This is a genomic window from Streptomyces rubiginosohelvolus (assembly GCF_014649875.1).
Classification (GTDB): domain Bacteria; phylum Actinomycetota; class Actinomycetes; order Streptomycetales; family Streptomycetaceae; genus Streptomyces; species Streptomyces rubiginosohelvolus.
In genome coordinates this window covers 1,113,038-1,139,243 of sequence record NZ_BMTW01000001.1, presented here as the reverse complement: position 1 = coordinate 1,139,243, position 26,206 = coordinate 1,113,038, and the positions used below count along the sequence as shown (strand labels likewise).

General features: G+C 73.0%; 25 protein-coding genes. 10 read left to right on the top strand and 15 right to left on the bottom strand.

The window, feature by feature from the left end:
* Positions 1-4 precede the first annotated feature (4 nt).
* The 8 genes from IE134_RS05465 to IE134_RS05430 form a co-directional block, all read right to left on the bottom strand.
* On the bottom strand, positions 5-208 hold the full coding sequence (locus IE134_RS05465; protein WP_030707076.1) for a hypothetical protein: 204 nt from the start codon (positions 206-208) through the stop codon (positions 5-7).
* Positions 209-269: 61 nt separating this feature from the next.
* Entirely contained in the window at positions 270-1,244 is a 975-nt protein-coding gene (locus IE134_RS05460; RefSeq protein WP_098894391.1) for a TerC family protein, read from the bottom strand.
* A gap of 211 nt (positions 1,245-1,455) precedes the next feature.
* Complete coding sequence (locus IE134_RS05455) at positions 1,456-2,865, bottom strand: cytochrome P450 family protein (protein ID WP_098894390.1); 1,410 nt, start codon at positions 2,863-2,865, stop codon at positions 1,456-1,458.
* An 87-nt stretch (positions 2,866-2,952) separates the two neighbouring features.
* On the bottom strand, positions 2,953-3,543 hold the full coding sequence (locus IE134_RS05450; RefSeq protein ID WP_030707071.1) for a GTP-binding protein: 591 nt from the start codon (positions 3,541-3,543) through the stop codon (positions 2,953-2,955).
* Positions 3,518-3,892 carry a DUF742 domain-containing protein gene (locus IE134_RS05445; RefSeq protein WP_030707069.1) on the bottom strand — a complete coding sequence of 125 codons (375 nt, stop codon included), beginning with the start codon at positions 3,890-3,892 and terminating at the stop codon, positions 3,518-3,520. The genes IE134_RS05450 and IE134_RS05445 overlap by 26 nt, the downstream gene beginning before the upstream one ends.
* Positions 3,889-4,293, bottom strand: a complete 405-nt coding sequence (locus IE134_RS05440; RefSeq protein WP_010063113.1) for a roadblock/LC7 domain-containing protein — start codon at positions 4,291-4,293, stop codon at positions 3,889-3,891. The genes IE134_RS05445 and IE134_RS05440 overlap by 4 nt, the downstream gene beginning before the upstream one ends.
* Positions 4,290-5,588: an ATP-binding protein gene (locus IE134_RS05435; protein WP_030707067.1), complete on the bottom strand. Its 1,299-nt coding sequence runs from the start codon at positions 5,586-5,588 to the stop codon at positions 4,290-4,292. The genes IE134_RS05440 and IE134_RS05435 overlap by 4 nt, the downstream gene beginning before the upstream one ends.
* A gap of 353 nt (positions 5,589-5,941) precedes the next feature.
* Positions 5,942-7,030, bottom strand: coding sequence for a LacI family DNA-binding transcriptional regulator (locus tag IE134_RS05430; RefSeq protein ID WP_189429727.1), 1,089 nt, complete (start codon positions 7,028-7,030; stop codon positions 5,942-5,944).
* Between the two features lie 149 nt (positions 7,031-7,179).
* On the opposite strand from IE134_RS05430, the gene IE134_RS05425 reads away from it, so the two are divergent.
* Complete coding sequence (locus IE134_RS05425) at positions 7,180-8,124, top strand: carbon-nitrogen hydrolase (protein ID WP_189429725.1); 945 nt, start codon at positions 7,180-7,182, stop codon at positions 8,122-8,124.
* A 47-nt stretch (positions 8,125-8,171) separates the two neighbouring features.
* Here IE134_RS05425 and IE134_RS05420 read toward each other — a convergent pair whose 3' ends face one another.
* Positions 8,172-9,449: an MFS transporter gene (locus IE134_RS05420; RefSeq protein WP_126931136.1), complete on the bottom strand. Its 1,278-nt coding sequence runs from the start codon at positions 9,447-9,449 to the stop codon at positions 8,172-8,174.
* Between the two features lie 140 nt (positions 9,450-9,589).
* Between IE134_RS05420 and IE134_RS05415 the strand changes: the two genes are divergently transcribed.
* Positions 9,590-13,036 (top strand): AfsR/SARP family transcriptional regulator, encoded by a 3,447-nt coding sequence (locus tag IE134_RS05415; protein ID WP_189429724.1) that lies wholly within the window; start codon positions 9,590-9,592, stop codon positions 13,034-13,036.
* Between the two features lie 68 nt (positions 13,037-13,104).
* Here the strand turns inward: IE134_RS05415 and IE134_RS05410 are convergent, their stop codons facing one another.
* The 3 genes from IE134_RS05410 to IE134_RS05400 form a co-directional block, all read right to left on the bottom strand.
* Positions 13,105-14,217: an NADH:flavin oxidoreductase gene (locus IE134_RS05410; RefSeq protein WP_098017366.1), complete on the bottom strand. Its 1,113-nt coding sequence runs from the start codon at positions 14,215-14,217 to the stop codon at positions 13,105-13,107.
* A gap of 200 nt (positions 14,218-14,417) precedes the next feature.
* Positions 14,418-15,428: a nucleotidyl transferase AbiEii/AbiGii toxin family protein gene (locus IE134_RS05405; RefSeq protein ID WP_189429723.1), complete on the bottom strand. Its 1,011-nt coding sequence runs from the start codon at positions 15,426-15,428 to the stop codon at positions 14,418-14,420.
* Positions 15,425-16,054, bottom strand: coding sequence for a hypothetical protein (locus IE134_RS05400; RefSeq protein WP_189429942.1), 630 nt, complete (start codon positions 16,052-16,054; stop codon positions 15,425-15,427). Before IE134_RS05400 ends, IE134_RS05405 begins: the two co-directional genes overlap by 4 nt.
* Before the next feature lie 269 nt (positions 16,055-16,323).
* Here IE134_RS05400 and IE134_RS05395 point away from each other — a divergent pair, with 269 nt between their 5' ends.
* The 5 genes from IE134_RS05395 to IE134_RS05375 all read left to right on the top strand — a co-directional run bounded on the left by IE134_RS05395 (position 16,324) and on the right by IE134_RS05375 (position 20,775).
* Positions 16,324-17,013 carry a DUF3159 domain-containing protein gene (locus IE134_RS05395; RefSeq protein ID WP_189429722.1) on the top strand — a complete coding sequence of 230 codons (690 nt, stop codon included), beginning with the start codon at positions 16,324-16,326 and terminating at the stop codon, positions 17,011-17,013.
* An 84-nt stretch (positions 17,014-17,097) separates the two neighbouring features.
* Entirely contained in the window at positions 17,098-18,930 is a 1,833-nt protein-coding gene (locus IE134_RS05390; protein WP_189429721.1) for a CocE/NonD family hydrolase, read from the top strand.
* A gap of 106 nt (positions 18,931-19,036) precedes the next feature.
* A complete protein-coding gene (locus IE134_RS05385; RefSeq protein ID WP_030707046.1) occupies positions 19,037-19,252 on the top strand; it encodes a DUF4287 domain-containing protein in 216 nt (71 codons plus the stop codon).
* 177 nt (positions 19,253-19,429) lie between these two features.
* Positions 19,430-20,200, top strand: coding sequence for a polysaccharide deacetylase family protein (locus tag IE134_RS05380; RefSeq protein ID WP_189429720.1), 771 nt, complete (start codon positions 19,430-19,432; stop codon positions 20,198-20,200).
* A 146-nt stretch (positions 20,201-20,346) separates the two neighbouring features.
* Positions 20,347-20,775, top strand: a complete 429-nt coding sequence (locus tag IE134_RS05375) for a hypothetical protein (RefSeq protein ID WP_030707042.1) — start codon at positions 20,347-20,349, stop codon at positions 20,773-20,775.
* A 56-nt stretch (positions 20,776-20,831) separates the two neighbouring features.
* Here the strand turns inward: IE134_RS05375 and IE134_RS05370 are convergent, their stop codons facing one another.
* Complete coding sequence (locus IE134_RS05370) at positions 20,832-21,506, bottom strand: response regulator (protein WP_189429719.1); 675 nt, start codon at positions 21,504-21,506, stop codon at positions 20,832-20,834.
* Between the two features lie 252 nt (positions 21,507-21,758).
* Between IE134_RS05370 and IE134_RS05365 the strand changes: the two genes are divergently transcribed.
* The 3 genes from IE134_RS05365 (at position 21,759) to IE134_RS05355 (ending at position 25,350) form a co-directional block, all read left to right on the top strand.
* Positions 21,759-22,736: an ABC transporter ATP-binding protein gene (locus IE134_RS05365; protein ID WP_097883872.1), complete on the top strand. Its 978-nt coding sequence runs from the start codon at positions 21,759-21,761 to the stop codon at positions 22,734-22,736.
* Positions 22,733-23,569 (top strand): ABC transporter permease, encoded by an 837-nt coding sequence (locus IE134_RS05360; protein WP_189429717.1) that lies wholly within the window; start codon positions 22,733-22,735, stop codon positions 23,567-23,569. The genes IE134_RS05365 and IE134_RS05360 overlap by 4 nt, the downstream gene beginning before the upstream one ends.
* A 119-nt stretch (positions 23,570-23,688) precedes the next feature.
* Positions 23,689-25,350: a sensor histidine kinase gene (locus tag IE134_RS05355; RefSeq protein WP_229823397.1), complete on the top strand. Its 1,662-nt coding sequence runs from the start codon at positions 23,689-23,691 to the stop codon at positions 25,348-25,350.
* Between the two features lie 15 nt (positions 25,351-25,365).
* Here the strand turns inward: IE134_RS05355 and IE134_RS05350 are convergent, their stop codons facing one another.
* Positions 25,366-25,872 (bottom strand): hypothetical protein, encoded by a 507-nt coding sequence (locus IE134_RS05350; protein WP_229823341.1) that lies wholly within the window; start codon positions 25,870-25,872, stop codon positions 25,366-25,368.
* The gene (locus IE134_RS05345; RefSeq protein ID WP_179887994.1) at positions 25,873-26,199 is read right to left on the bottom strand and encodes a hypothetical protein; all 327 of its coding nucleotides are present in this window, start codon (positions 26,197-26,199) and stop codon (positions 25,873-25,875) included. It abuts the gene before it with no gap.
* Positions 26,200-26,206 lie beyond the last annotated feature (7 nt).

The following is a 26,206-nucleotide window of genomic DNA, read 5'->3' as shown; positions in this document are numbered from 1 at the left end:
AGCCTCAGTGGCGTGAGCGGTGCCGGGAGTTCTGCTCCTGGGCGGCGGCGTACTCCGCGCAGTCGGGGTTCTCGCAGGGGCCCGCGCGCCATACCGGGACGAAGATCCCGAGGGACTTGTGGCGGTGGATCTCGGAGGGGACGGACTGTTTGCAGGCGGGGCACATGAAAGCGGCCCGCTGGTGGAGGTCACGCTTTTCGCTGTCCATTTACTCACGATAGGCCCGGCGGAGGATTTGGGGAAGTCTTTCCCTTTGCTTTGCCTTCGCCTTACTTGTCCGTATCGGTGTCGGAGGCGTTCTCACCGCTCTGGTTCTGCGGCGGACGGCGCAGGCTCAGGGTCACCGACACCGCCAGAATCACGACGATCACCGCGAGGCTCACCGGCGACGGGATCTCCGGGATCGAGGTGCTGATCATCTTGTGGGACGCCTGGAGGATGAGCTTGACCGCGATGAAGGCGAGGATGACCGCCAGGCCGTGGCTCAGGTAGTGGAACCGGTCCAGCAGCCCCGCCAGCAGGAAGTACAGGGCCCGCAGCCCCAGGATCGCGAAGGCGTTGCTGGTGTAGACGATGAACAGGTCGTCGCTGACCGCGAGCACCGCGGGCACGCTGTCGACCGCGAAGATGAGGTCGGCCGCCTCGATCGCGGCGACCACCGCGAGCAGCGGTGTGGCGATGCGCCGCCCCTCCTTGTGGACGACGAAATGCGTGCCGGAGTACTCGTCCTGGACCGGCATGACCTTCCGCAGCGCCCGCACGGCGAAGCTCTTGCCCGGGTCGAAATTCTCCTCCTGGCCGCTGAGGATTTTGTAGCTGCTGTAGAAAAGGATCGCGGCGAAGAGGAACAGGACGAACGTGAAGCGGTTCACCACCGCGACACCGGCGGTCAGGAAGAGCGCCCGGAACACCAGGGCGCCGATGACACCGTAGAAAAGCACCCGGTGCTGGTACTCCCGGGGCACCTTGAAATACGCGAAGATCAGCGCGAAGACGAAGAGGTTGTCGACCGAGAGGCTCTTCTCCAGCAGCCACGCGGTCGTGTACTCCGTTCCGGCGGTCGTCCCGAGCGTCAGGAAGACGACCCCGCCGAAGGCCAGCGCGAGACCCACCCACAGGGCGCTCCACAGTCCGGCCTCCTTGAAGCCGATGACATGCGCCTTGCGGTGCGCCAGGAGGTCGACCGTCAGGGATACGACGACGGTCACGGCGAACACGATCCACAGCCACACCGGTACGTCCACGCCGGAGACCTCCCACTCGGGTTCTTACGAGTGTGACCCGCCCGTACCGTTGCCGCCCGCCGGGGAGCGCCGGGTGGCGGAGAGCGCCTCGCGGACCCGGCGTGCCTTCGCCCCCGCGCGACCCGGATGACTCACCCGAAGGCCAGCCGAACCGCGAGGGCGCGGTGCAGAGCTGAACCTGGCCCTCCGCACGTCTGCGTGGGGCGGTGCGTCATACGCGGAACACGTCCAGGAACGAGCTCCACCAGCCCTTCTGCTTCCTGGCCGACTCCGGTGTGTGACGGGGTGTCGCCGGTGCCGCGGAGGGGGAGTTCCGGTACGGGTCCGGAAGCTGGGCCGAGGTCTGCGCCGGCGGCTGCACCCCGGCCGACGCCCGCCGCGCGGCCGTCGGCGTGAACCGTACGGGCAGGGCGACCAGGGCCCGGTGGAACGGGCCCGGACGCCAGGCCACCCCGGAGGCGGGCACGGCCAGCGCGAGGTCCGGGACGGTGTTGAGGATCTTCTCGATCGCGGTCAGCGCGATCAGCGTCGCGGGCGACTTGGCGGGGCACACGTGCGGGCCCGCGCCCCAGGCCAGATGGGCGCCCTTGCTGAGGGTCTGGCGGGTGTCGGTGAGCCCCGGGTCACTGTTCGCGGCGGCGAAGCTGATCAGCACGGGCGTCTCCGCCTTCAGCACCACCCCGTCCAGCTCGATGTCCCGCACCGGGTAGTGCGTGGCGTAGTTGGCGATCGGCGGGTTGTTCCACAGGACGTCGTCCAGCGCGTCCTCGACGAGCATCCCCGAACCACGCCGCTCCGGCGCGCCCGGCTGCTCGCCCGCGAGCATCAGCAGCAGCGCGTTGGCGATCAGATTGCGCTCCGGCTCCACGCCCGCGCCCATCAGCACCACCAGCTGGTCCTTCAGCTCCTCGTCCCGCAGCCCCGCCGGGTGCTGGATGAGCCAGGAGGTGATGTCCTCGCCGGGTTGGCGGCGCTTGAGCGAGACCAGTTCCATCAGGCACTCGGTCAGCTCCGCGTTGGCGCGGAGCACGTCCTCGCCGTCGAAGATCGCCGACATCGAGCGGGTCAGCCGGTCGCCGATGTCGCCGGGGCAGCCGAAGAGCTGGTTGAACAGCAGCAGCGGCAGCAGCTTGGCGTACTCGTTGAGCAGGTCGGCGGTGCCGCGCTCGATGAACTGGTCGATCAGGTAGTCGGCGATCCGCTCGACGTCCCGGCTCACCCGGCTGCTGTTCAGCCGGGCCAGCGACTCGGTGACCGCCTTGCGCAGCCGCAGGTGCTCCGCGCCGTCGGTGAACAGGCAGTTGGGCCGGTAGACCATCATCGGCAGCACCGGGCTGTCCATCGGTACGGCGCCCTCGCGCAGCGCGGCCCAGCGCCGCGAGTCCCGGGCGAACAGCGCCGGGTTCTGCAGCACCCGCAGCGCCGCCTCGTGCTGCACGATCAGCGTGGCGTCCACCCCGGGGGCCAGCTCGACGGGTGCGGCGGGGCCGTGCGTGCGTGCCGCGTCGTAGAAGCGGTGCGGATCGGCGGCGAACTCCGGTCCGTACAGCGGCGTCTGCTGCTGGTGCATGGGGCACCCGGCGGGGGCGCTGTACGGGGTGGCTCCCGGCTGCGGATCCATGTCGGCTTCCTCGGTGTGATCGCGGGGCCGTCGGGGGCCCCGGCTTCGTATACGTCTACGTGGTGTGCGCGTCGGGCCGTGTGCGCGTCAGGTCGCGTGCGTCAGGAGGTGGCGGACCAAGGTGATCAGGGCGTGCGCGGACGACTTCTGGTCCCGGGCGTCGCAGAAGACGACCGGGGTGTCCGGCAGCAGGTCGAGGGCCTCGCGCAGTTCGTCCTCGGCGTGCTGCGAGTACGGGTCGAAGCTGTTGACGGCGACCGCGTACTCCAGCCCGTACGTCTCGACGAGGTCGATGACCGGGAACGTGTCGGCGAGCCGCGCCGGGTCGACCAGGAGCAGCGCGCCCAGCGAACCGCGCGCCATGTCCTCCCACAGCTCCACGAACCGCTGCTGCCCCGGCGTACCGAACAGGTAGAGCACCAGCTCGTCGCTGAGGGTGAGCCGGCCGAAGTCCAGGGCGACCGTCGTCGTCGTCTTGTCGGGCGCCCCCCGCAGATCGTCGACCTGGGCGGCGGCCTGGGTCATCCGCTCCTCGGTGCGCAGCGGCGTGATCTCGGACAGGGTGCCGATCAGCGTCGTCTTGCCCACCGCGAAGTGCCCGACGACGAGGATCTTCGCCGCGCGCTGGACCGCGTCCGGCACATAGATGCTCTCAGCCGAACCGGACTTGGAGTCCATGCAACACCTCTTCGAGGATCTTCCTGTCAACGAGCTGGGCCGGCGGCGGCGCCTTCCGGCGCAGCAGGTGTCCCTGCTGGTGTAAATCCTGGAGCAGGAGACGGGCCACCCCGACCGGCAGGCCGAGGTGGCCGGCGACCTCGGCCACCGAGAGATAGCCGCCGGAGCACAGCTCCCAGATCGCCTTGACCTCGGGGCTCGGGTTCGGCGGCGGCTGGCTCTCGGGGGCGAGGGTGACCAGCGTGACGAGGGAGAGATCCTCCGCGTCGGGCAGCCCCCGCCCGCCGGTGATGACATAGGACCGGACGAACCCGCTGCTGACCTGCTGCTCCTCGCCCGGCGCCGTCATATCTCGCTGTCCGCGGTGCGGCGGGGCGGCGTGGTCATCGCCTTGCCCAGTGCGGTGACCTGCTGCTGCATCCGGAAGGACATCGCCTCCATGTCCACATCGGCGGCGGCGGTGGCGGCGAGGTAGGCGCCGGTGCCGGCGGCGATCAGGAAGATCCAGCCGTCCTCGTACTCCAGGAGCGTCTGCCGCCATCTGCCCGGGTCACGGGTCCCGATGAAGGGGGCGACGGCCCGGCTGAGGGACTGCATGGAGCTCATGGCCGCGGCGACGGTCTCCGCGTCGTCCCGGCCGATCTCGCTGGAGTTGGCGAGCAGCAGGCCGTCCGCGGACACCAGGATCGCGTGCCGGGCGCCGGGTACCTGGAGCAGGTCGTTGAGTACCCAGGACAGATCGGGGTTCACTGGAACTCGGGTCCTTCCGTCGTCGTCGTGTCGCGTCCGGACCGGGTGCCGCGCTGGAAGGCGCCGAGCCGCGACGCGGTCTCCTCGTTGCTGCGCGCGGGTCCCGCTTCGGCCGATGGCACCGCGGAGACCGGGCTCTTGCGACGACGCTTCGGCAGACCGCCGGCGGTGGTGGTGATCTGGGCGAGCGGCTGGGTGGCGGTGTCCGGCTGGGGAACGGGCGGGAAGAGCGGGGTCGGCGCGGGGGCCGGGCTCGGGGCCTGCGCCTGGTGCTGGGGGTGGGGCTGGGCCTGGGAGTGGGCCCGGGCCTGCCACTGGTCCGGCTGCCGGACCTGCGGCGCCGGGGAGAGCGCCGCTTCGGGCGCCTCGGCCGGCGCTGCGGCGGGCGGCGCCTCGGTGGTGAGCAGTTCGTCGGGGATGAGGACCACCGCGCGTACGCCTCCATAGGGGGAAACGGAGTCCACCGAGACCCGGAAGCCGTAGCGGGCGGCGAGCATCCCGGAGACGGCGAACCCGAACTGCGGCGGAATACCGAGGCTGGAGACGCTGATCGCGGCCTGGGGGGAGAGGAGGGCCGCCGCGCGGTCCTTCTCCTCCTGGCCCATGCCGAGACCGGCGTCGTCGACGATGAGGCAGACGCCCGTCGGCACGGCCTGGATGTTGATCTCGACCGGGGTGCCGGGGGCGGAGTAGTTCGTGGCGTTGGCGAGCAGCTCGGCGAGGACCACGGCGACCGGTTCGACCGCGCGGCTGACGACGGAGAAGTTCACCTGGCCGTTGACCCGGACCCGGTCGAAGTGCCGGATACGGCCCTGGGCGCTGCGGGCCACGTCGAAGACGGAGGCCACGGTCTCGCGCCGGCCGAGCCAGCCGCCGCAGAGCACGGCGATGCCCTGGGCCCGCCGGCCGAACTGGCTGTTGGCGTGGTCCATGGCCATCAGGTCGGCGAGGATCCCGGGGTCGTCCCCGTACTTGCGCTGGGCCTTCTCGATCACGACCTGCTGCTCGTCGGCGAGGCCCTGAAGGGTGCGGACGGCCGCCTTGAGGACGGCCTTGGTCTCCTCCTCGGCGTCCTTGCGGACCTCCGCGAGTTCGGCGGACTGACGCTGGAGCAGAGTGTTGTGGACGACGTGGAGTTCGTCCCGCTGGTGGAGGAGGGCGTCGCGCTCCTGGCGCAGCTCGGCGTGGTTCCTGCGGAGCTTGACGTTGATCGCGCGAGCGCGCAGAACGGCACCCACGGCGACCAGGGCTACGACAACCAGCGCCCAGACGAGAGGGCCCTGTGCAAATGTCATGAGACTCACTTCAAGTGCCATGGCGGAAACGGCTTGACACCCCGTCAGGCGGCACGCAGTCAGGGCTCGTTCGCCACGACCGTGCGCCGCTTCGGGAGGTGCCCCTCCGAAGGTGGGGCCGAGGAATCCATTCCTCCCGGAATGCCCCCATACGCCATCAGCCCACTGGAAGTAAGATGATCTTATCACCGGCCGCGCGACGAAAAGTCAAGGCCGCCACGCCCGTTGCCACTTGACGCAGAATGTTCACGTTGCGGAGATGTGGAGGAGGGGGTTCCGGCCCGACTCCCGTCATGCGGTACGGAGTTGGGCTCGGGGGCGCTTGTAGGTCCCGGCCCGGTGTGCGGGGTGGGTCAGCCCGGCGAACCGGTGGACGCGCGGGTCTCCAGGGACCAGGCGTGGCGGCGGACGGTGTCGGGGGCGGCGCGGTCCGCGAGGATGTCGCAGAGCAGCTCGGCGCAGGCGCGGCCGTACGCGGCGGGGCGCAGGTCCACGGCGGTGACGGGCGGTTCGGCGCCCCGGGTGGCGGGGCCGTCGACGCAGGCCGCGACGAGCAGGCCGGGGCCGGGCCGCGCGATGGTGCCGGGCTCTGGGGGTGTGCCGCCGCCCCTCCCGTTGCTTCCGCCCGTCCCGCCGCCTCCGCCCATGGTGCCGACCTCCCGGCCGAGGGCGGTCGCCGCGCGCAGGACGCCCGGGGCCGAGCCGTCGGGGGCGCAGATCACGGCGTCGACCGCGGGGTCGGCGGTGAGCAGGGCCCGGGTGGTCTCCTCGGCCTCGGCCGGGGTCGCCGCGAACGGCATGGTGCGCAGCGCCACCTCCACCCCGTGGGCCAGCCCCCAGGACCGGGCCGTCGCGCGCAGGGCGGTCGCCCAGGCGGAGGAGCCGGACGGGGCGAGGACGGCGGGGCGGCGGGCGCCGCGCTCGGTGACATGGTCGAGGAGGGCGGTCAGCGAGGCGGCGTTGTCGCAGACCACCGCGGCGCTGGGACCGGCGGACGGGCCGAGGTAGCGCTCGCCGGTCACCACCGGGACGCCCGCGTCGAGCAGCCCCGGCACCGCGCTGTCGCCCGCCTCGGGGTCGATCACCAGCAGCCCGTCGACGCGCGAGGCGATCCGCCCGCCCGCCGCCCCCGACGGCGCCAGCAGCACCATGTCGAGCCCGTCCTCCTGGGCCCGCTCGACCGCCCCGAAGGCGAGGTTCATGTAGTAGTCCAGCCGGGTCGCGGTGGCCGGCAGATGCAGGCCGACGGCCCCGGTGCTGGCGCGGCGCAGCCGCCGGGCGGCGCTGTTGGGTCGGTAGCCGAGCTCCTCCGCCACCGCGCGGACCCGGTCCCGGGTGGCCTCGGCGACCCGGCCCGAGCCCTGGAGTGCGTCCGACACGGTGCTCTTGGAGACCCCGGCGGCACGGGCTACGTCGAGCAGGGTCACGGTCCGGGAGGTCACGGGGGTGAAGTCTAGACGGCGGGGGAGGAGCGGGCCGAAGGGTTGCCGGAACGTTCCGGCAGAGTTAGATTCGATCCGTTGCCGGAACGTTCCGGCAGGCTTCCGCGCCCTCGTCCCCTCGCCCCTCCCCACGCCCCCTGGAACTGGTCATGCGTCTGATCACCGCGTACAACCCGCCCGCCTCCCCGACCCGGACCCGGCCCGCCGAGCGCGCCCCCCTGCGCGTCGCGGCCGTCCAGCAGCGCTGGCACCGCGACCCGGCCGAGCACCGCGCCGCCCTGCTGGAGGGCATCCGGCTCGCGGCGGCGGAGGGCGCCCGGGTGGTCTGCCTCCAGGAGCTGACGCTCTCGCCGTACTTCGCGGTCGCCCGCCGCGCCGACCACCCCGAGCCGGCCGCCCCGGAGGAACTGCTGACGGGCCCCACCTTCACGTTCGCGGCCGAGGCCGCCCGTGAGCACGGGGTGTACGTCCACGCCTCCCTGTACGAGAGGGCCCCGGCGCCCGGCGGCGAGGACGACGGCCTCGGCTACAACACCGCGATCCTGGTCGCCCCCGACGGCACCCTCGCCCAGCGCACCCGCAAGACCCACATCCCGGTGACCGAGGGCTATTACGAGGACGACTGGTTCCGGGCCGGCCCCGCGGGCGACGACGCCTTCCCGCTGGTCGAGGTCGACGAGGCCCGGTTCGGCCTGCCGACCTGCTGGGACCAGTGGTTCCCCGAGCTGGCCCGCGCCTACTCGCTGGCCGGGGCCGATGTCCTCGTCTACCCGACCGCCATCGGCTCCGAGCCCGGCTTCCCCGGCTTCGACTCCCAGCCGCTCTGGCAGAAGGTGATCACCGGCAACGCCATCGCCAACGCCACCTTCATGGTCGTCCCGAACCGCATCGGCGCCGAGAACGGCCTCACCTTCTACGGCAGCTCGTTCATCGTGGACCCGTACGGCCGCGTCCTGGCCCAGGCCCCCCGCGACGAGCCCGCCGTCCTCGTCGCCGACCTCGACCTGGACGCCCGCCGCGACTGGCTGGAGCTGTTCCCGTTCCTGACCACCCGCCGCCCCGACGCGTACGGCCCCCTCACGGTGACGGACTGACCGATGTGATCCCCGCGTCCCCGGGCCCCGGCCACCGGGGGGCCTGATCACGGGCCGGCCCCGTCGTCGAGGGCGTCTGACCCCGCCCCGGCCTCCGCCACCGGCCGGCGGGCGGGAAAACCGGCCCTCCGGGCGTGGAGCACGACCGCGAGCACCGGCAGCAGGAGCAGCAGGACCGCCCACGGGAAGGACGCGCTGCCGAGCGTGTCGAGCAGGATGCCCCCGGCGATGCCGCCACCCGCCATCGCGACGTTCCAGAGCGTGACGAGCATCGCCTGCGCCGCGTCGGCGGACTCGCCGCCCGCGTCACCCACGGCGGTCTGCAGCAGGGTGGGCACACCGCCCCAGCCCAGACCCCACAGCACGGCGGCCCCGTAGACGAGGGCGGTGGTGTCGGAGACGACGGCCAGGAGCAGCGAGGCGACGGCGACCAGCAGGACGCCGCCCACGGTGAGGCCGCGCAGCCGGCGGTTGATCTGCGCGCCGACGATCCAGATGCTCGCCAGCGAGGCGGCGCCGAAGACCAGCAGGATCAGGCCGGTGGAGCCGCCCAGGCCCAGGTCCTTCAGGAACGTGGCGATGTACGCGTACAGGATGGTGTGCGCCAGCACGAGGACCAGCGTGACGAAGAGGACCGGGGAGACCCCCGGGACGGTCAGGGTGCGCAGCAGCTTCGGCCGCTCGCCGCGCTTCTGGCCGGGGAAGTCGGGCACGGCCGCGAGAATCCACCCCAGGAGCACGACCGTGAGCACGGTCATCGACAGGAACGCCGCGCGCCAGCCGAGCCAGTCGCCGAGGAAGGTACCGGCGGGCACACCGAGGGAGAGCGCGACGGGGATACCGGCCATGGCGACGGCCATCGCCTTGCCCTGGAGGTGCACGGGGGCCATCCGCCGCGCGTACCCGGCGAGCAGCGCCCAGGCAAGACCGGCCGCGACCCCGGCGACGAACCGCGCCGCCATCGTCAGTTCGTACACGGACGACAGGGCGGTGACGGTGTTGGCGAGGGCGAAGCCGCCCATGGCGGCGAGCAGCAGCCGCTTGCGCCGCCAGGCGGCGGTGGCCGCCGTCAGCGGGATGGCGGTGAGGGCTGTGCCGATCGCGTAGACCGTGACCGTCTGCCCGGTCGCGGACTCGCTCACCCCGAGATCCGCGCTCATCGCGGGGAGCAGACCCGCCGGGAGGGTCTCGGTGAGGCTGGTGATGAAGACGGCGGTGGCGAGGGCCAGCAGGGCGAGCAGCGGGAGTTTCCGCCGCGCCTGCCCGCCGCGGGGATCGGGTTTCGCGGAGGAGGTGTCGGTGGTGGTGTCGGGTGCGGTGCTCATGGAGTCGGCTCCTGGTCCCCCGGTACGTGGTCGGCTTCTCCGGGCGGGCACGACAGTGCGCCGGAGGGCTTCGGGAAACCTTCGGGAGTTCTTCGGGAACGCCCGCGACCAGCGTTTTCCTCGCATGTACGGTGGCGCGTATGCGGTTTGGGGTGCTCGGGTCACTGGTGGTCGAGGACGGCGAGGGGAACGGCGTCACCGTCCCCGAGCGCAAGGTCCGGGCGCTGCTGGCCGACCTCATCGCCCACGACGGCGGCCCGGTCTCCGCCGACCGGCTCATCCACGACCTGTGGGGCGACGCGCCGCCCGCGAACCCGGCGGGCGCGCTCCAGGCCAAGGTCTCCCAACTGCGCCGGGTGCTCGGCCGCGACCGGGTGGTGCGGCAGCCCCCGGGCTACCGGCTGCGGCTGGAACGCGGTACGGACGAGGTGGACGCCGACCGCTTCCGGGTCCTGGTGACGGAAGCCCGCCCCGTACGGGATCCCGGCACCCGGGCCGAACTGCTCACCCAGGCGGTCGCGTTGTGGCGGGGGCCCGCTTACGCCGACTTCGCCGACGCCCCGTTCGCCCGGGAGGCCGCCCAACGCCTCGACGAGCAGCGGCTGTCCGTGCTGGAGGAGCAGGCGGAGGCCCGCTGGGAGGCGGGTGACCATGTGCTGCTCGCCGGCGAGCTGGCCGATCTCGTGGCCCGGCATCCGCTGCGGGAGCGGCTGCGCGCGGTCCGGATACGGGCGCTCTACTCGGCGGGGCGCCAGAGCGAGGCCCTCGCGTCGTACGAGGACCTCCGGGGCCGCCTGGTCGAGGAGCTGGGTGTCGACCCCGGCCCCGAACTCGCTGCTCTGCACCGGGCGTTGCTCCGGCAGGATCCGGTGTTGATGCCCTCCGTTCCTTCTGTAGCTCCGGTCCCTCGGATTACTTCGGTTCCTCGGGTGGCTCCGGTCCCCGGGGTGGCTTCGGTTCCTCCGGTTCCTCCGGTTCCTCCGGTTCCTCCGGTCCCTCCGGTCCCTCGGACTCCTCGGGGGAACCTTCCGCTGCCTCTCACGCCCCTCGTCGGGCGTCGCGATGCCCTCGCCCGGATCGCCGAACTCCTGTCCCGCGAGCGGCTGGTGACCCTCACCGGGCCCGGCGGGGTCGGCAAGACCCGGCTGGCGGTCGCCGCCGCCACCGCGGAGAGGGACGAACAAGGACGAGACGGTTCGGGGGACGGCGGCGGGCCGGGCGAAGGCGTCTGGATCGTGGAGTTCGCGGGTGCCCGTACGGGGACGCCCGCCGACCTCGCCCAGCTCGTCGCCGCCACCCTCGGGATCAGGGACGACGCCCCGAGCGCCGTGCCGGGCGCGGGAGCCGGGGCCGGGGCCGGAGGCGGTGCAGGTACCGGCAGCGGTTCCGGGGGCCTTTCGCTGCCGCATCGGCTGGCCGCCGTCCTGCGCGACCGCCGGACCCTGCTGGTCCTGGACAACTGCGAGCACGTCGTGGACGCCGCCGCCCGACTCGCCGAACTGCTGCTGCGCACGGCCCCCGGCCTGCGCATCCTCGCCACCGGCCAGGAGCCCCTCGGCCTGGCGGGCGAGGCGGTGTTCCTCGTCGACCCGCTGCCGCCCGCCGAGGCCGCCCGGCTCTTCGTGGAACGGGCCGGGGCCTCGGCCCCCGGTTTCCCCCGCGACCCGGACGGGCCCGAGCGCGAGGCCGTCGCCGAGATCTGCCGCCGCCTCGACGGCATCCCGCTGGCGCTGGAGCTCGCCGCCACCCGCGTAAGGGCTCTGGGTGTACGGGAGTTGGCGGAGCGGCTGGGTGACCGCTTCCGGGTCCTGACCACCGGACAGCGGGGCGCCCCGGCCCGTCAGCAGACCCTGCGGGCGATGATCGACTGGAGCTGGGAGCTGCTCGGCGCACCCGAGCGCGTCGTTCTGCGCCGCCTCGCCGTCCACCGTGACGGCTGCGATCTCGCGGCGGCCGAGGCGGTGTGCGCGGGTGACGGCGTCGCGCGGGAGGACGTCCTCGATCTCGTCGGGCGGCTCGTCGACCGGTCCCTCGTGGTCGTGGTGAACGGTGCCGACGGGCCCCGCTACCGGCTCCTGGAGTCCGTCGCCGCGTACGCGACGGAGCGCCTGCGGGCGACGGAGGGCCTCGCGGCCGTACGCGGACGCCACCTGCGCCACTACCTCGCCCTCGCCGAACGCGCCGAACCCCGTCTGCGCGGCGCGGAACAACCCCGCTGGCTGGACCGGCTCGACGCCGAGGCGGGGAATCTGCGGGCCGCCCTCGACGAGGCGGTGCGCCGCGCGCCGGACTCCCCGGGGGCGGTGGACGAGGCCGTGCGGTCGGCGACGGCGCTCGCCTGGTGGTGGCTGCTGCGGGGCCGCCTCACGGAGGCCCGCCGGAGCCTGCACGCGGTCCTGGCGGCCGTACCCGGAGGATGTGCCGATGCGGCCGAACTCACGCTCGTGCACCGGGCGTTCGCCCTGCTGACAGGCGAATCCGCCTGGGCCGAGGGCGAGGCAGGGGCAGGGATCGCGGCCGTCGCCGAAGCCGTCCCCGACCCCGTGCGGCGCGCCCGTGCGCTGTGGCTCTGCGCGTACGGCCTGTTCAGCGCGGGCGACGCGGCCGGGGCCGAGGCGCTGAACGCCCGCGCGCTCGCCCTCTTCGCCGCCGAGGACGACCCGTGGGGCACTGCGGCCGCCCTCGGCCTGCGGTCGACGCTCGCCCTGACCGGCGGGGACCTCGAAGGACTCGGCCGCGACGGGCGGCGCAGCGCCGCGCTCTTCCGTGAACTGGGTGATCGCTGGGGCGAGTTGCAGACGGTCTCCCCGCTCGCCGCGCTCGCCGAGATCAAGGGCGCGTACGAGGAGGCCGAGCAGCGCCAGCTCGAAGGGCTGCGGATGGCCCGGGAACTGGGTCTGGAGGCGGAGGTGTCGGCCCGGCTCTCCGGACTCGGCCGGCTGGCGCTGCTCGCCCGGGACTGGGACCGGGCCCGCGATCTGCACGAGCGGGCCCGGCGTATCGCCGCCGAGCAGTGCTACACGTACGGCGAGATCCACTCCGGGATGGGCCTCGCCCTGGGCGCCCGCCGCTCCGGTGACCTCGACGCCGCCGAGGCGCACCTCCTGCGCCTCCGCGACGGGTTCGCCGCCGTGTCGTCCCGGGCGGGGGATCACCTGCTGTGCGCGGAGCTCGGTTTCGTCGCCGAGCTCCGGGGCGAGGCGGGCCCCGCCGCCGCGCACCATCTGCGCGGCCTGGACATCGCCCGCGTCCTCGCCGAGCCGCGCGCCCTGGCCCTGTCTCTGGAGGGCCTGGCCGGGGCGGCGGCCCGGACGGCGGACCGGCCCGCCGCCGTCTGCGCGGCCCGCCTCCTCGGCGCCGCCGCTGCCGCCCGCCGCCGGGTCGGCGCCCCGCTGCCGCCCGCCGAACGCGGTGACGTCGACCGCGTCACGGCGGCGGCACGGGCGGTCCTGGGCGCACCGGCGTTCACGGAGGCGTTCGACCTCGGGGACCGGGGCGGCCGGGAGGGCGCCGAGGACGCGGTGCGCGAGGTGCGGGCGCTGCTGGGCCTGCCGGCGCCGCCGCCCACGAGGCGAGCCGCGCCCTGATCGCCGCGATCCGCGCGGAGCTTCCGGCGGCGGCGAACAGGGGGTGGGAACACGCCGGTCAGGGGTCGTCAGTGCAGCGTCTTCAGCATCTCCGCGGCGAACGGGGTGATCTCGGCGGTGCGCCCGCGCAGGGTCTTCGCCGCCCACTCGGGGTCGGCGATGAGCGCCCGCCCGACGGCGACCATGTCGAACTCGTCGCGCTCCATCCGGTCCAGCAACTGCTCGATGCCGGTGACGCTGGAGTCGTTGCCCTGGAAGGCGCTGAAGAAGTCGCCGTCCAGGCCGACCGAGCCGACGGTGAGGGTCGGCCGGCCGCTGATCTTCTTCACCCACCCGGCCAGGTTCAGGTCGGAGTCCTCGAACTCCGGCAGCCAGTAGCGGCGGGTGGACGCGTGGAAGACGTCGACACCGGCCTCGGCCAGCGGCGTCAGGAGGGCGTCCAGCTCCTGCGGGGTCTCGGCGAGCTTCGCCTCGTAGTTGTCCGACTTCCACTGGGACATCCGGAAGAAGAGGGGGAAGGCGTCGGACACGGCCGCGCGGCAGGCGGCCACGATCTCGGCTGCGAACCGGGTGCGGGCGACCAGGTCACCGCCGTAGGCGTCGGTACGCCGGTTGCTGCCGGACCACAGGAACTGGTCGATCAAGTAGCCGTGGGCGCCGTGCAGTTCGGCGCCGTCGAAGCCGAGGCGCTCGGCGGCGGCCGCCGCGTCGGCGAAGGCGGCGATGACGTCGTCGAGGTCCTTCTGCGTCATGGCGCGGCCCTTGGGCTCGCCGCTCAGGGAGACCCCCGAGGGTCCGACCGGCTCGGCGTCCGGGACGGGCCCGGCGCCCTCGGTGCGGGTGACGCCGACGTGCCACAGCTGCGGGATGATCGCGCCGCCCGCCCGGTGCACGGAGTCCGCCACGTCGGCCCAACCCGCGAGCGCGGCCTCGCCGTGGAAGCGCGGGACCCGGTCGCTGGTGCCGGCGGACTCGTGGTCGACGTAGGTGCCCTCGGTGATGATCAGCCCGACGTCGGCGGCGGCGCGGCGGGTGTAGTAGTCGGCCACGTCCTGCCCCGGAACGCCGTCCGGGGAGAACTGCCGGGTCATGGGCGCCATCGCGATCCGGTTCCGGGCGGTGAGCCCGCGTACCGAGAACGGCCGGGAGAGGGCGTTCGCGGCGCGGTCGGCGGCGCTCACGACGTCCGCCGCGCCCGTCGTGTTCGCCGTTGTCGCGTCTGCTGTCGTCGTGTCTGTCACGTCGGTGTCCTGTCCGTAGCGGGGGGTGTCCACCCGGGGCCAACACGTCCGGGCCGCGTGGACATCCCGGCTTCGGCCGCGATGAGGGTAAAGAGTGGGCAAAGAACGGAGTCACCCTCCGGTGGCCCCGCCGGGTCGGGTCACCCGGGTTCGCCGACGAAGGTCGGGGCCAGCGCCGCCCGCAGCCGCCCGGCGAACTCCTCCCCCCGGCCCTCGAAGGCCGGGTACTCCCCGGCGAAGTGATGCCACTCGACGTGGCCCAGCGCCTCGTCCAGGTCCTTCCGTCCCACCCGCGTCCGTCCGGTCTCCGGCCACTCCCCGCCCAGCCGGAACACCTCCTGGAGCAGGTCGAAGGGGAGCGGGTGCCGCTCCGCGAGCAGGGTCGCGTCGTAGAGGTCCTTGCCCTGGGCGTACCTGTCGTTGATCAGCCACATCACCTTCCAGGCCAGGGACAGCGCGGGCGTCGCCCCGTACAGGACCGCGCCGGACGGCAGGACGACCCGCTCGGGCGGCTCGGGCAGCTGCTCGCCGAAGACGAAGTCCAGCTGCACCCAGCCGCCCGGGGTACCGGGGGCCTCCCAGGGCAGCATCATGCGGCGGCCCGGCACCCGCTCGTACGTCCAGATGTCCTCGCACACGGCCCCGGAGGCGCGGAGCAGCACCCCGTGGGCGCCCCGCGCGGCCTGCGCCTCGGCGGCGGCCGCGACCCCGGCCAGCAGCTCCGAGGTCCGCCCCTCCTCCATCCGCCACGACGCGGGGGCGACCACGAAGTCCAGGTCACCCGGCTCGCGCGCCTCCTCGCCGAACCACAGAGCCATGAGCACGCTCCCGCGCACCACCAGCGCCTCGGCCCACGGGGAGCCGGCCACGCCGTCCCGCACGGCGGCGAGCACCGCGGCCCGGGCCCGCTGCCAGGCCCGGGTGGCCGCGGGGGAGGGGAAGACGGGGTCGGCGGTGCGGAAGGCGTTCGGGAACTGCTTGAGCGCGGGGTCGAAGACGGTGCGCTGCACGGCGTCGTCGTCCATCACCCGCACCATCGTCCCCGGCACGGCGTCCAGGAAGCGGCGCCGTGCGGCCGGCCCGGCGGAGGGGTGCACGGGGCCGGCCGCCGACACCACCGTGGGAGAGGGCGGGCGCTGTTCGCTGCTCATGTCGCTTCCAACCATCCTTCGTCCAGCTCCGGACCGCTGTCCAGGAGCACGTACTCCCGCTCCACGTCGACCACGTCGTATCCGTGCGCGGCCAGCTCCGTGAGCAGCGCGTCCAGCGCCAGTGCGGCCCGCCGGTCACCCGTCCGGTGGCAGCGCTGGGTGACGAAGCGCTCCTCCCGGCCGTCCGCGCGTACGCGGCGCGCGTTCCACGAGACGTGCGCCCCGTGCCGTACGGCCACCGCGACGAGGTCGGCCCGCCTCCCGTCCGCCGCGTCTCCGTCCGCCTCGTCGAGCAGGAGCTTCACGTGGTGCTCGAAGTGCCGTCGGCCGTGCGGATGTTCACTTCCCACGACATCGGCGTCCTCGCGCGGCACCTCCGCCGCCCACGGCGCGCACTCGACCTTCACGCGCGCCACGGCGAACCCGTCCCCGGCCAGCGCCGCCCTCGTTTCGCGGACGGCGGCGAGCTCGTCCTCGTAGGACGGCCGGCTCCCGCGCAGCGTCAGCATCGGCTGGGAGGCGGTGCGGCCCCGCGCCAGCGAGATGTGCGTGAACTTCACCTCGGGCCGGAGGGCGGCCCAGCGCTCCAGCCTGCGCAGTTCGTCGCCCTCGCACAGCACGGTCATATGGCTCTCGTACACCGGGACAGCATGCCGCAGCCGATGCGAACAGGCACACGAATACCCGGGCGCCGGGCATCGCCTACAGGGCGCCGGGCGTCGGCCTGGCGGTGCCCATGACATCCGTCATATGGATCCATGACAGTCGGCATCCCGCCGGACGCCCGGACCCGGGCAGGTTGGAGTTACGGAGTTACGCACACGATCACGGAGACCGCCGGAGCGATGGGGACCACCGCATCGCCGGGCGACGACAGGGGAGTTGATCTCGCACCATGACGGCATCCGTACACCCCTCCCGCACCGGGCCCGACGCGCAGGAACCGGGCAGCACGCAGGGAAGGCACGGAAAGCGGCAGACCACGCTGGAGCAGCTGGGCGGACCGGCCGGCCTGGTGTACACCATGGTGCCGGTCACCGCCTTCGTCATCGCCAACGCGGCGTTCGGCCTGACGGGCGCCATCGTCACCGCCCTCGCCGCCGGCCTCGCGATCACCGTGCTGCGCCTGGTCCGCAGGGAGCCCCTGCAGCCCGCCCTGTCCGGCCTGTTCGGCGTCGCGGTCGCCGCGTTCGTCGCCTGGAAGACGGGCTCGGCCAAGGGCTACTTCCTGCTGGGCATCTGGTCCAACCTCGCGCTGGCCGCGGTCTTCCTGCTCTCGGTCGCGGTACGCAGGCCGCTGGCCGGAATCGTCTGGGGCGCGCTCAACGGGACCGGTACGGCCTGGCTGCGGGACAAGCCCTCGCGGCGCGCCTACGACATCGCCACGCTCACCCTGACCGCCGTCTTCGCCGCCCGGTTCGTCGTCCAGCAGTGGCTGTACGACGAGGACCGGACCGGCTGGCTGGCCTTCGCGAAGCTCGCCATGGGCTATCCGCTGCTGGCCGTCGGCCTGCTCGTCGTCCTCTGGGCGGGCCGCAGTTCGGCGAAGCGGCTCAAGAGGGCGGAAGGGCCGGCGGCCCGCTGAAGCGGGACCCTGCCACGGCTCCGGCCCGCTCACCCCACCCCCCTCCGATACCTACCCCACCCCACCCCCATCCGGGAGGAACACGTGAAGCCCCGCCGAACGACGTCCCGACCCACGAACCGGGCGGCCCAGCTGGCCGCCGCCGGACTCGTCACCGCCCTCGCGCTGACGGTCACCCTCGTCGCCCCGGCGACCCCCGCCGCCGCCGCGGCCCCGCAGGAGGCCGGGAACAGGGCGGCCATCGCGACCGCGACGGACGGCGTCACGCACGGGGAGAACGACCGGGTCCCCGAGGGAGCGGTCTGGACCCAGCACTACTTCCCCTCGTCCGACGGCTCGGACACCGAGCTGCACGCCGACGTCCTGCTGCCGGAGGGCCTGGCCGAGGGCGAGAAGGTGCCGGTGATCCTCTCGGCGGGCGCGTACTTCGGGCACGCCGGGGAGATCGTCCCCGAGGGCCACGAACGCTCCGGCCCCTCGGCACGCTTCCAGGACTTCATGAAGGGCACCGACCTGTTCGAGAAGGGCTACGCGTTCGTCATGGTGGACACGCGCGGCTTCGGCGGCTCCACCGGCTGCCTGGACTTCGGTGGCCCCGGCGACCGGGCCGACGTCGAGGCCGCGATCGACTGGAGCGCGGACCGCCCGTGGTCCACGGGGGCGGTGGGGATGTACGGCAAATCCTTCGACGCGCTCACGGGCCTCATCGGCAACAACGCGGACCGGGACGCCCTCAAGGCAGTCGTGGCCCAGGAGCCCGTGTGGGACGCGTACCGCCTCATCCACTCCAACGGCGTGCCGCGCCCGAACGCCGTCGCCACCGCCACCACGTACAACGCCATCGCCGCGATGCCCGGGATGAAGGACGACGACGCTCGCTACCGGGCCAACGCCGACTACGAGAAGAAGCACCCGGAGTGCTTCGTGGAGAACTCGGACGGCTACCGCGTCGCCGACCCGGCCGACCCGTACTGGACCGAACGCGACCAGTCGGAGAAGGCCGAGGGTACCGACACCCCGCTGTTCTTCACCCAGGGCTTCACCGAGTCGAACACGAAGCCGGAGGGGATGAGGGAGTTCCTGGCCAACCACCAAGGCCCGAAGCGCGGTTGGCTCGGCCCGTGGGACCACGTGCGGGGCAACGAGAAGGACGAGAAGGGGCGCCTGGAGATGGGCCGGGCGGGCTGGTTCGAGGAGACGATGTCGTTCTACGACCAGTACCTCAAGGGCGAGAAGCCGACGGCCGCCCACCCGCCGTACGCGATCCAGGACTCCACCGGCGCCTGGCGTGCCCAGAAGACCTGGCCGGAGACGGACCGTTCGGTGACCGTGCCGCTGGGCGACGGCGTCTACGTGGACAGCGGCAAGGCCCCTTCGGCGAGCGGGAAGTCCGGCGAGGCGTCCGGCGATGCGTCCGTGAAGAAGCCCGGCAAGACGCCCGGAGCGAGCTACGTCGTACGCTCCCGGCCGCTGGACCGGCCCACCCGGATCACCGGCACCCCGCGGATCTCGATGACGGCCGAGGGCGAGGGGAACGTGATGGTCAAGCTGTACGACGTCGCCGAGGACGGCAAGGCCGTGATGTTCGACGAGCAGGTCTCCCGCCTGGACGCGGACCGGCCGGCCCTCGACCTCAAGTCGGCCGACTGGACCCTGGACGCGGGCCACACGCTGGCCGTGGAGATCGGCACGATCGGGACCGGCGACTGGCTCGACACTCCGTCGCGGCAGACCGTACGGATCACGAACGCACGGCTCGACCTGGCGCTGGACGACCCGTCCGACGACACGCCCACGGCCGGTGAGCGCGCACCGTACCTGGACACGTACATCAGCGCGTACACGACCCGACTCCCGACGGGGAAGCCGACGTTCACGCTCCCGGCCCCGGAGGACCGGACGAAAAACGCCCTCTGATCGACCGATGATTTCGCCGCCCCCCGCCGGTCATAACCGCGACACCGACCGGACGGGGGGAAGGCGCCCGCCGGGCCCCGCCCCCACCCAACAGACGGGATGCACCATGACCGACAACGCCGTGAAGGGCCCTGCCAGTTACTTCCCTTCGATCGAGAAGAAGTACGGCCGCCCGGTCGCCGAGTGGAAGGACCTCATCCGGACCTCCCCTCTGACGAAGCACATGGACCTGGTGGGCTGGCTCAAGTCCGAACACGGCCTGGGCCACGGGCACGCCAACGCGCTGGTGGCGCACACGCTCGCGGAGGACAGCGCCCGCTGACACCTGATCCCCGCCCCCTGATCACCGCCCCCTGCCCCCCGTCGCGGAACACCGCCGTTTGTCGCCGCTTGCCCGCAGATATGTCCGCGCTCGGTAACCGAGGGATCCCGCCCCGGCGTTCGCATGTCTGGATGGGTGCACGGCATCGGGTGGACACGGCAAAAGGGGCGGGCGGACATGGCGAAGCACAAGGGACGGGCCTGGCACGGCAGGCTCCTCGCGGCGGCGCTCGGCGTGACGGCGCTGGCCGCCGCCGCCTCGGTGTGGACCGCCCAGGCCGACCCCACCAGGCCGTCGAAGGGCGGCGACTCCGCGGCGGCCGCCGCGGAACGGCCGGTCAAGAAGGTGGCGGCGGAGATCGCGCACGCCTCGGAGGCCGGCCCGCGGGGCGTCAACATCACCATCGACGACGGACCGGACCCGGTCTGGACGCCGCAGGTGCTGCGCCTGCTGAAGGACGAAGGCGTGAAGGCCACCTTCTGCATGGTGGGCACCCAGGCCGAGGCCTACCCGGACCTGGTCAAGAAGGTCGTGGCGGACGGCCACCGGCTGTGCAACCACACCGTTTCGCACGACACCACCATGGACACCAAGTCCGAGGCCTACCAGTCCCAGCAGATCCTGGACGCCGAGCGCATGATCACCAAGGCGTCCGGGGGCGTCCGCTCGCAGTACTACCGGGCGCCGGGCGGTGCCTTCACCCCGTACAGCCGGCAGCTCGCCGCGTCCCACGGGATGCGGCCGCTCGGCTGGAACGTCGACACCAAGGACTTCGAACACCCCGGCGCGGACACGATGGTCGCCACCGTCAAGCGCGAGATCGCGGGCGGCCCGACCGTCCTCTTCCACGACGCGGGCGGCGAACGCTCCGAGACCGTGGCGGCCCTGCGCGAGGTCCTGCCCTGGCTGCGGGAACAGGGCTACACCTTCGGCTTCCCCGTGCGCTGAGCGAGTCTCCGCGATTCGGCTGCCCCCGCGCGAACACAGAATCTGCACACGCCAGTAGAGTGCGATGCTTGTTCGATTCGCCGGGAGGCGGAGGGGGAGGAATCGTGGGGGCACAACTGCGCGACACCGCTACGGAATTGGCGGGCGTGCTGTGGCGTGAGCACACCGTGTACCGGGAGCGGTCCGGGGGGATGGTCATCCGGGGCGAGCACGTACGGCGCTGGATCAGCCTCGCTCCGGCGGGCGGCCGGGACGAGATCCTCGTACGCGCCGGCCGCATCCTGGACGGCGGCACCACCGCCCCGGCACGCTCGGAGGCCGTGGTGCCCCTCTCCGCCGGTACGGCCGTACTCGCCGCAGCCTGCCGCCGCCTGCTGGCCGAGGCGGCGTCCGACGCGGAGCGGGTCCCGCGGGGCGGGGCGGCCCCCGGGTCCGGCCGGTCCCGCCGACCGGGAAGGACCGCGCGCCGCAAGGGCAGGGGGCGGCACACCGGGCTCGGCTCGTGGGTGATCGTCATCTGCGTCGTCGGGGTGATCGGCCTGTACGTCTACAGCAACGCGACGCTGCACGGCTGAGGGGGACGGCGGGTCCGGGCCGGGCCAAGGGCGATCCGGACCAGTGGTGAACGGGGTCAGCGGCGGTCCGGCGGGGCGAGCAGGCCCGCTTCATGGGCGGCGATGGCCGCCTCCACCCGGTTGCGTACGCCCAACTTGGCGAGCACCGAGCTGACATGGGCCTTCACCGTGCCCTCGACAAGATGCAGCCTTCCTGCGATCTCCGCGTTGGACAGCCCCGCCCCGATTCCGGCCAGGACCTCGTGCTCCCGTTCCGTGAGCCGCTCCAGCGGGCGGTGGGGATGGGCCGCCCGGTGGGCGCGCATCCCGGCGATCACCCGCCCGGCGACCCGCGGTGACAGATAGGCACCGCCCGCCCCCACGGCCCGGACCCCGTTGAGCAGTTCCCTAGGGTCGTCCGCCTTCAGCAGGAAACCGTCGGCGCCTTCCTCCAGGGCGCGGGTGACGTACGCGTCCTGGCCGAAGGTCGTCAGCATGATCACGCCGACCGGCGCCGGTTCCCGGTGGAGCCGGGTCACCGCCGTCAGACCGTCCAGGCCGGGCATCTGGATGTCCAACAGGACGACATCCGGACGGTGTCGTCGTACGAGAGCGATGGCCTCGTGGCCGTCCGCGGCCTCGGCGACCACCTCGACCTGCGGGTCCCTGGCCAGGATGGCCCGTACGCCCGCCCGGACCAGGGCCTCGTCGTCGGCCACCAGGACCCGGACCGGTCGGCTGCCCGACGTCATCTCTCCGCCCTCCACTCGCCTGCCCCCGACCTTCCACGCCGCCCGCTTTCCCCCGGGGAGCGTACGGCCGGCGCATCACCGTGCGAACCGGAATCCCCGCAGATCCGCCCCGTGGTGGAGCACACCCCCGACGAAAGGCAGGACACCGCTGCCGTCCGGCCGATGGGCGCGGGTGTCGTGGGCTCCTAGCGTCGCTTCCGTAGACGACCGAAAGAGACCGGACGCGACCCGGCAGACCAACGAAGGACCTCTGTGATCACCCTCCGAGGACTCACGAAGCGTTACGGCGAAACCGTCGCCGTGGACGGGCTGACCTGCGACATCAAGGCCGGTCGCGTGACCGGCTTCCTCGGTCCCAACGGGGCCGGGAAGTCCACCACGATGCGCATGATCCTGGGCCTGGACCACCCCACCCGGGGGCGAGCCCTGATCGCCGGCCTGCCGTACGCGAGCCTGCGCCGCCCCTTGCGCGCGGTCGGCGCGATGCTCGACGCCCGGGCCGTGCACCCGGCCCGCTCAGGCCGCACGCACCTCGTCGCCCAGGCCCGGGCCAACGGCATCCCGGTGCGCCGCGTGGACGAGGTGCTGGAGGCGGTGGGCCTGGCAAAGGCGGCCCGCCGCCCGGCGGGCACGTACTCGCTCGGCATGAGCGGGCGGCTCGGGGTGGCGGGCGCGCTGCTCGGCGACCCGCCGGTGCTCGTCCTGGACGAGCCGGTCAACGGCCTCGACCCGGACGGGGTGCGCTGGATCCGCCGGCTCGTCCGAAACCAGGCGGCGGAAGGGCGCACGGTGTTCCTCTCCAGCCACCTCATGAGCGAGATGCAGCTGACGGCCGATCACCTCGTCGTGATCGGGCGGGGCCGGCTGCTGAGCGACACCTCCATGGCGGAGTTCCTCGCCGCCGCGTCTCCTGCGTCGGCGCGGGCCGTGGTGCCCGACCCCGGGGAACGGGCGACGCTGGTCCGTCGCCTGATGGCGGCCGAAGGGGTGAGCGTCGGGACGACCGAGTCCGGCGAACTCACCGTCGAGGGCCGCACCGCCGCCGAGATCGGCGACCTGGCCCACCACTGCCGGGTCCGCCTGCACCGGCTGAGCGACGTACGGGTCTCGCTGGAGGAGGCGTACATGGATCTGACGGCGCGCAGTGTCGAGTACGCCACCGGCGGCAGCGGCAGCACCGCGGGAACGCCGGGCGCGACCGTGGCGCAGCACCAGGGAGAAGCCCCATGACCGAGCCGACGACGACCTCCGGCCGACGGACGGATGCACTCCGAGCTGTACGCGGCACACCCGACCCAGGCACACCGGGCGGTGGCACACCTGGTGGCTTCGCCGGGGCCGTCGCCTGTGAGTGGACCAAGCTGTGGTCGGTCCGGTCCCCCTACCTCTGCCTCCTCGCGGGCCTGGTGATCACCGGGGTCTTCACCTTCTACTACGCCTCGATCGCCCGCATCAACGATCATCCGGTGGAACCCGCCGGCAACGCGGTGGCCTCCTCCGCCGTCCTCGCCCAGTTCGCTGTCGTGATCCTGGCGACGGTCGCGGTGACCTCCGAGTACGCGACGGGGAGTGTGCGGGCATCGCTGCTGTGGGTGCCCCGGCGCCATCGGGTCCAGGCGGCGAAGGCGCTGGTGGTGGCCGTCGTCTCGTTCGCCGCGGGTGTCGTGTACGCGGTCGTCGGCACGGCGGTCGCGTGGGGAGCGTTCGACGGACGGGCCTCGTTCGACGCCGGTACGACGCTCCGGCAGGCTTTGTCCGTCGGCCTCTACCTGGCGCTCGTCGCCGCTCTGGCCGTCGGGACCGCCTTCGCCACGCGCCATCCGGCCGGAGCGCTGTCGATCCTCGTCACGCTGTTGTGGGGGCTGCCGTCCGTGCTCCTGGGGGTGGGCGGCCCGGATCTCGCCGCTGTCAACGACTACCTGCCGCACGGTGCGGGGGATCACTTCATGCGCTCCGGCGTCGAGGCCCCGTACGCGCCGGTGTCGGCGACGCTGATCGTGGTGGCGTGGGCGGGGGTGGCGCACTTGGCCGGCCTGTATGTGCTGCGCGGCCGGGACGCTTGAGCGCTCGACCCCGCAGAATCGACCGCACCGCTCAGACGACTCAGACGACTCAGACGAGTCAGGTGATCCAGGCGATTCATCGGAAGGACGGTCGACGCACCATGCCGCCGCACGAGCACATGACGGGCCCATGGCCGCGCCGGCGCATACCCCGGCCCCCGGCCGGGTCCGTGCCGGTCGACGTGGCGCTGTGGGGGGTGTTGGCCGCCGCGACCGGTTACGGGTTCCGGGACGCGGGCGCGCCGTCGCCGTTCCTGGACCTGCTGCTCCCGCTGGCGGTCCTGGCGGTGGCGGTGCCGTTGTCCCGCCACCGGCCGGGGGCCGCGGTCGTCCTGGTCAACGGGCTGTGCGCGCTGGGCCTGGCCGACGCGGCGACGCCCGCCAACGCCCAGGTCCTGTCGGTGGCCGTCCTGAGCTGCCTGCTGGGAGCCAGGGTCGCCGGGGCCCGGGGCCCGCTCCTGGTGTTCGTCGGGTGCCTGGTGCTTGATGTGGCGACGTGCGCCGTGCTGTGGGTCCAGCCCGTGTGGTGGTTCTACACGCTGGCCGTATTGCCCGCCGCCCTGCTGCTGCCGTGGCTCGCCGGGCGGTACGTGCGCGGCCGCCGCGAACTCGTGCGAGAGGGATGGCAGTTGGCTCATCGTCTCGAAGAGCGGCAGCACCTGGTCGCGGAGCGGGCGAGGCTGGCCGAACGCGCGGACATCGCGGCCGACATGCACGACTCGCTCGGCCACGTCCTGAGCCTGGTCGCCCTGCGCGCCGGGGCCCTGGAACTCTCCCCCGACCTCACCGACAGGGACCGTTCCGACCTGGCCGAGCTGCGCGGGACGATCGCGGACGCCGTGGAACACCTGCGGGAAACCGTGGCGGTCCTGCACGACGTACCGGATCCGGAACCCGCACCGAACGGGGAGGCGGGAACGGCCGCGGGCGGACCCGCCCACGACACGCTGGAGGACCTCGTGGCCCGGGCGGTCGCCTTCGGTGTGCCGGTCCGATGGGAGCGGCACGGTACGGTTCCCACGCTGTCGCCCCTGGTCGAACGCGGTCTGTACCGGATCGTGCAGGAAGCCCTGACCAACGCCCTGAAGCACGCGCCGGGCGGGGTGATCCGGCTGCGGATCACCCACCGCACCGACCGTACCCACGTGAGTGTCGTGAACGACGCCCCGACGGGTGCCGCGACGGCGGCGGAGGGACCGGCGGAAGGACCGGCGGAGGGCATCGGCGGACGAGGGCTGACGGGCCTCCGGGAGCGGGTGACGGTCCTCGGCGGGACCTTGCGGACCGGCCCGCACGAAGGCGGTTTCCGCGTCACGGCCGACCTCCCTCACCAGGTCACGGCGCACACTGGACAACGAGGAGCGCGACCTGCGTCGAGCCCCGCTGCACGGTCTCCGGAGTCGGCGGGCCGGCTCGCCGTCGTCCGGGGAGCGGCCCGCCGCCGGTACGCCGCGGCCATCGCGGCACCCGTCGTCGCGGCAGCGTTCTTCGTGCCCGCGGCGGTCCTCCTGGCCTGGCAACTGACGACGAGTGCACTCCCGCCGTCCCGTTTCGACGAGCTGACCCCGGGCCGCCCCCGCACGGAACTGGCCCCGCTGCTGCCGGACCGCGCCTACCCCTACCCGCCCGACCACGCCCGCTCGGCACCCCGCCCCCCTGGCACCACCTGCGAGTTCTACCGCTCCGGCCGGGACCTGCTGGACGAGGTCGACCTCTACCGACTCTGCTGGTCGGGAGAGAGGCTGGTGGCGAAGGACACCGTGCCCATGAAGAGCCGGTGACGCCCCGGGCGGCAGTCACCACCACGCCCGGCAGTCCTCCGCGGAGATCTCGGCGACAGCCGCATCCCTCACCTGCTCCAGGCCCGGGATGTAGGGGCGAACGTCGGCAAGCGGGGTGCAGAAGGTGACGTTCGAGGTGAGGAGGCGCTCGTCGGTATCGGCGCATGACAACGAGACGTACGCCCTCACCCGGGAGTCGCCGAACTCCTCCCGCGCTGTCCGGAGGCAGGCGCACACGTACGCCAGGCACCGGCGGACGAGGAGCGGCGTGCGTTCGTGCGGCGCGGCGGGGAGGTCGTAGTCGGTCATGCCTCTCCCGTTGACCGTGGTCTCCTCCGCGAGCCGGTCGGCGTACCGGCCGGGCGTCTCCGGCCGGAGGGCGGTCAGCACGCGTCCGCCGGCGGCGGTGACGGACCACCCGCGCGCCGCGACGTCACGGAACCACGGCGGGATGTCCTGATGGCCCAGACCGGAGAGGTCCGTCGCCCGCAGGAGTTCCCGCATGCGGGCGTTGCTTCGCACTTACGTCGTCTCCTGCCGGAAGGGGGCGGCCGTCCCACCCCAGGAGAAGACGAACCCGCCCCGTGAAGCGTCGTACGTGACGGCGGCACCCGAGCTCTCCAGAGAGAACCGCTCATGGAGCCACCCGTCCATGGCCAAGGCCGCAGCCTCGGGCCGGTAGTCGCTCAGCGGACAGTCGAGCGAGGACACGAGAATGAGAACGCCGTCGGGTACGAGCTCACTCAGGGCGCGGGCGTTGAGGGACACCCCGAACGCCAGCCAGGCGGCGTCCTCCCAGTGCAGACCGGCTGCCGGGAGACCGAGCCAGACCTTCCCGTGGATCTGCATGCTGTGC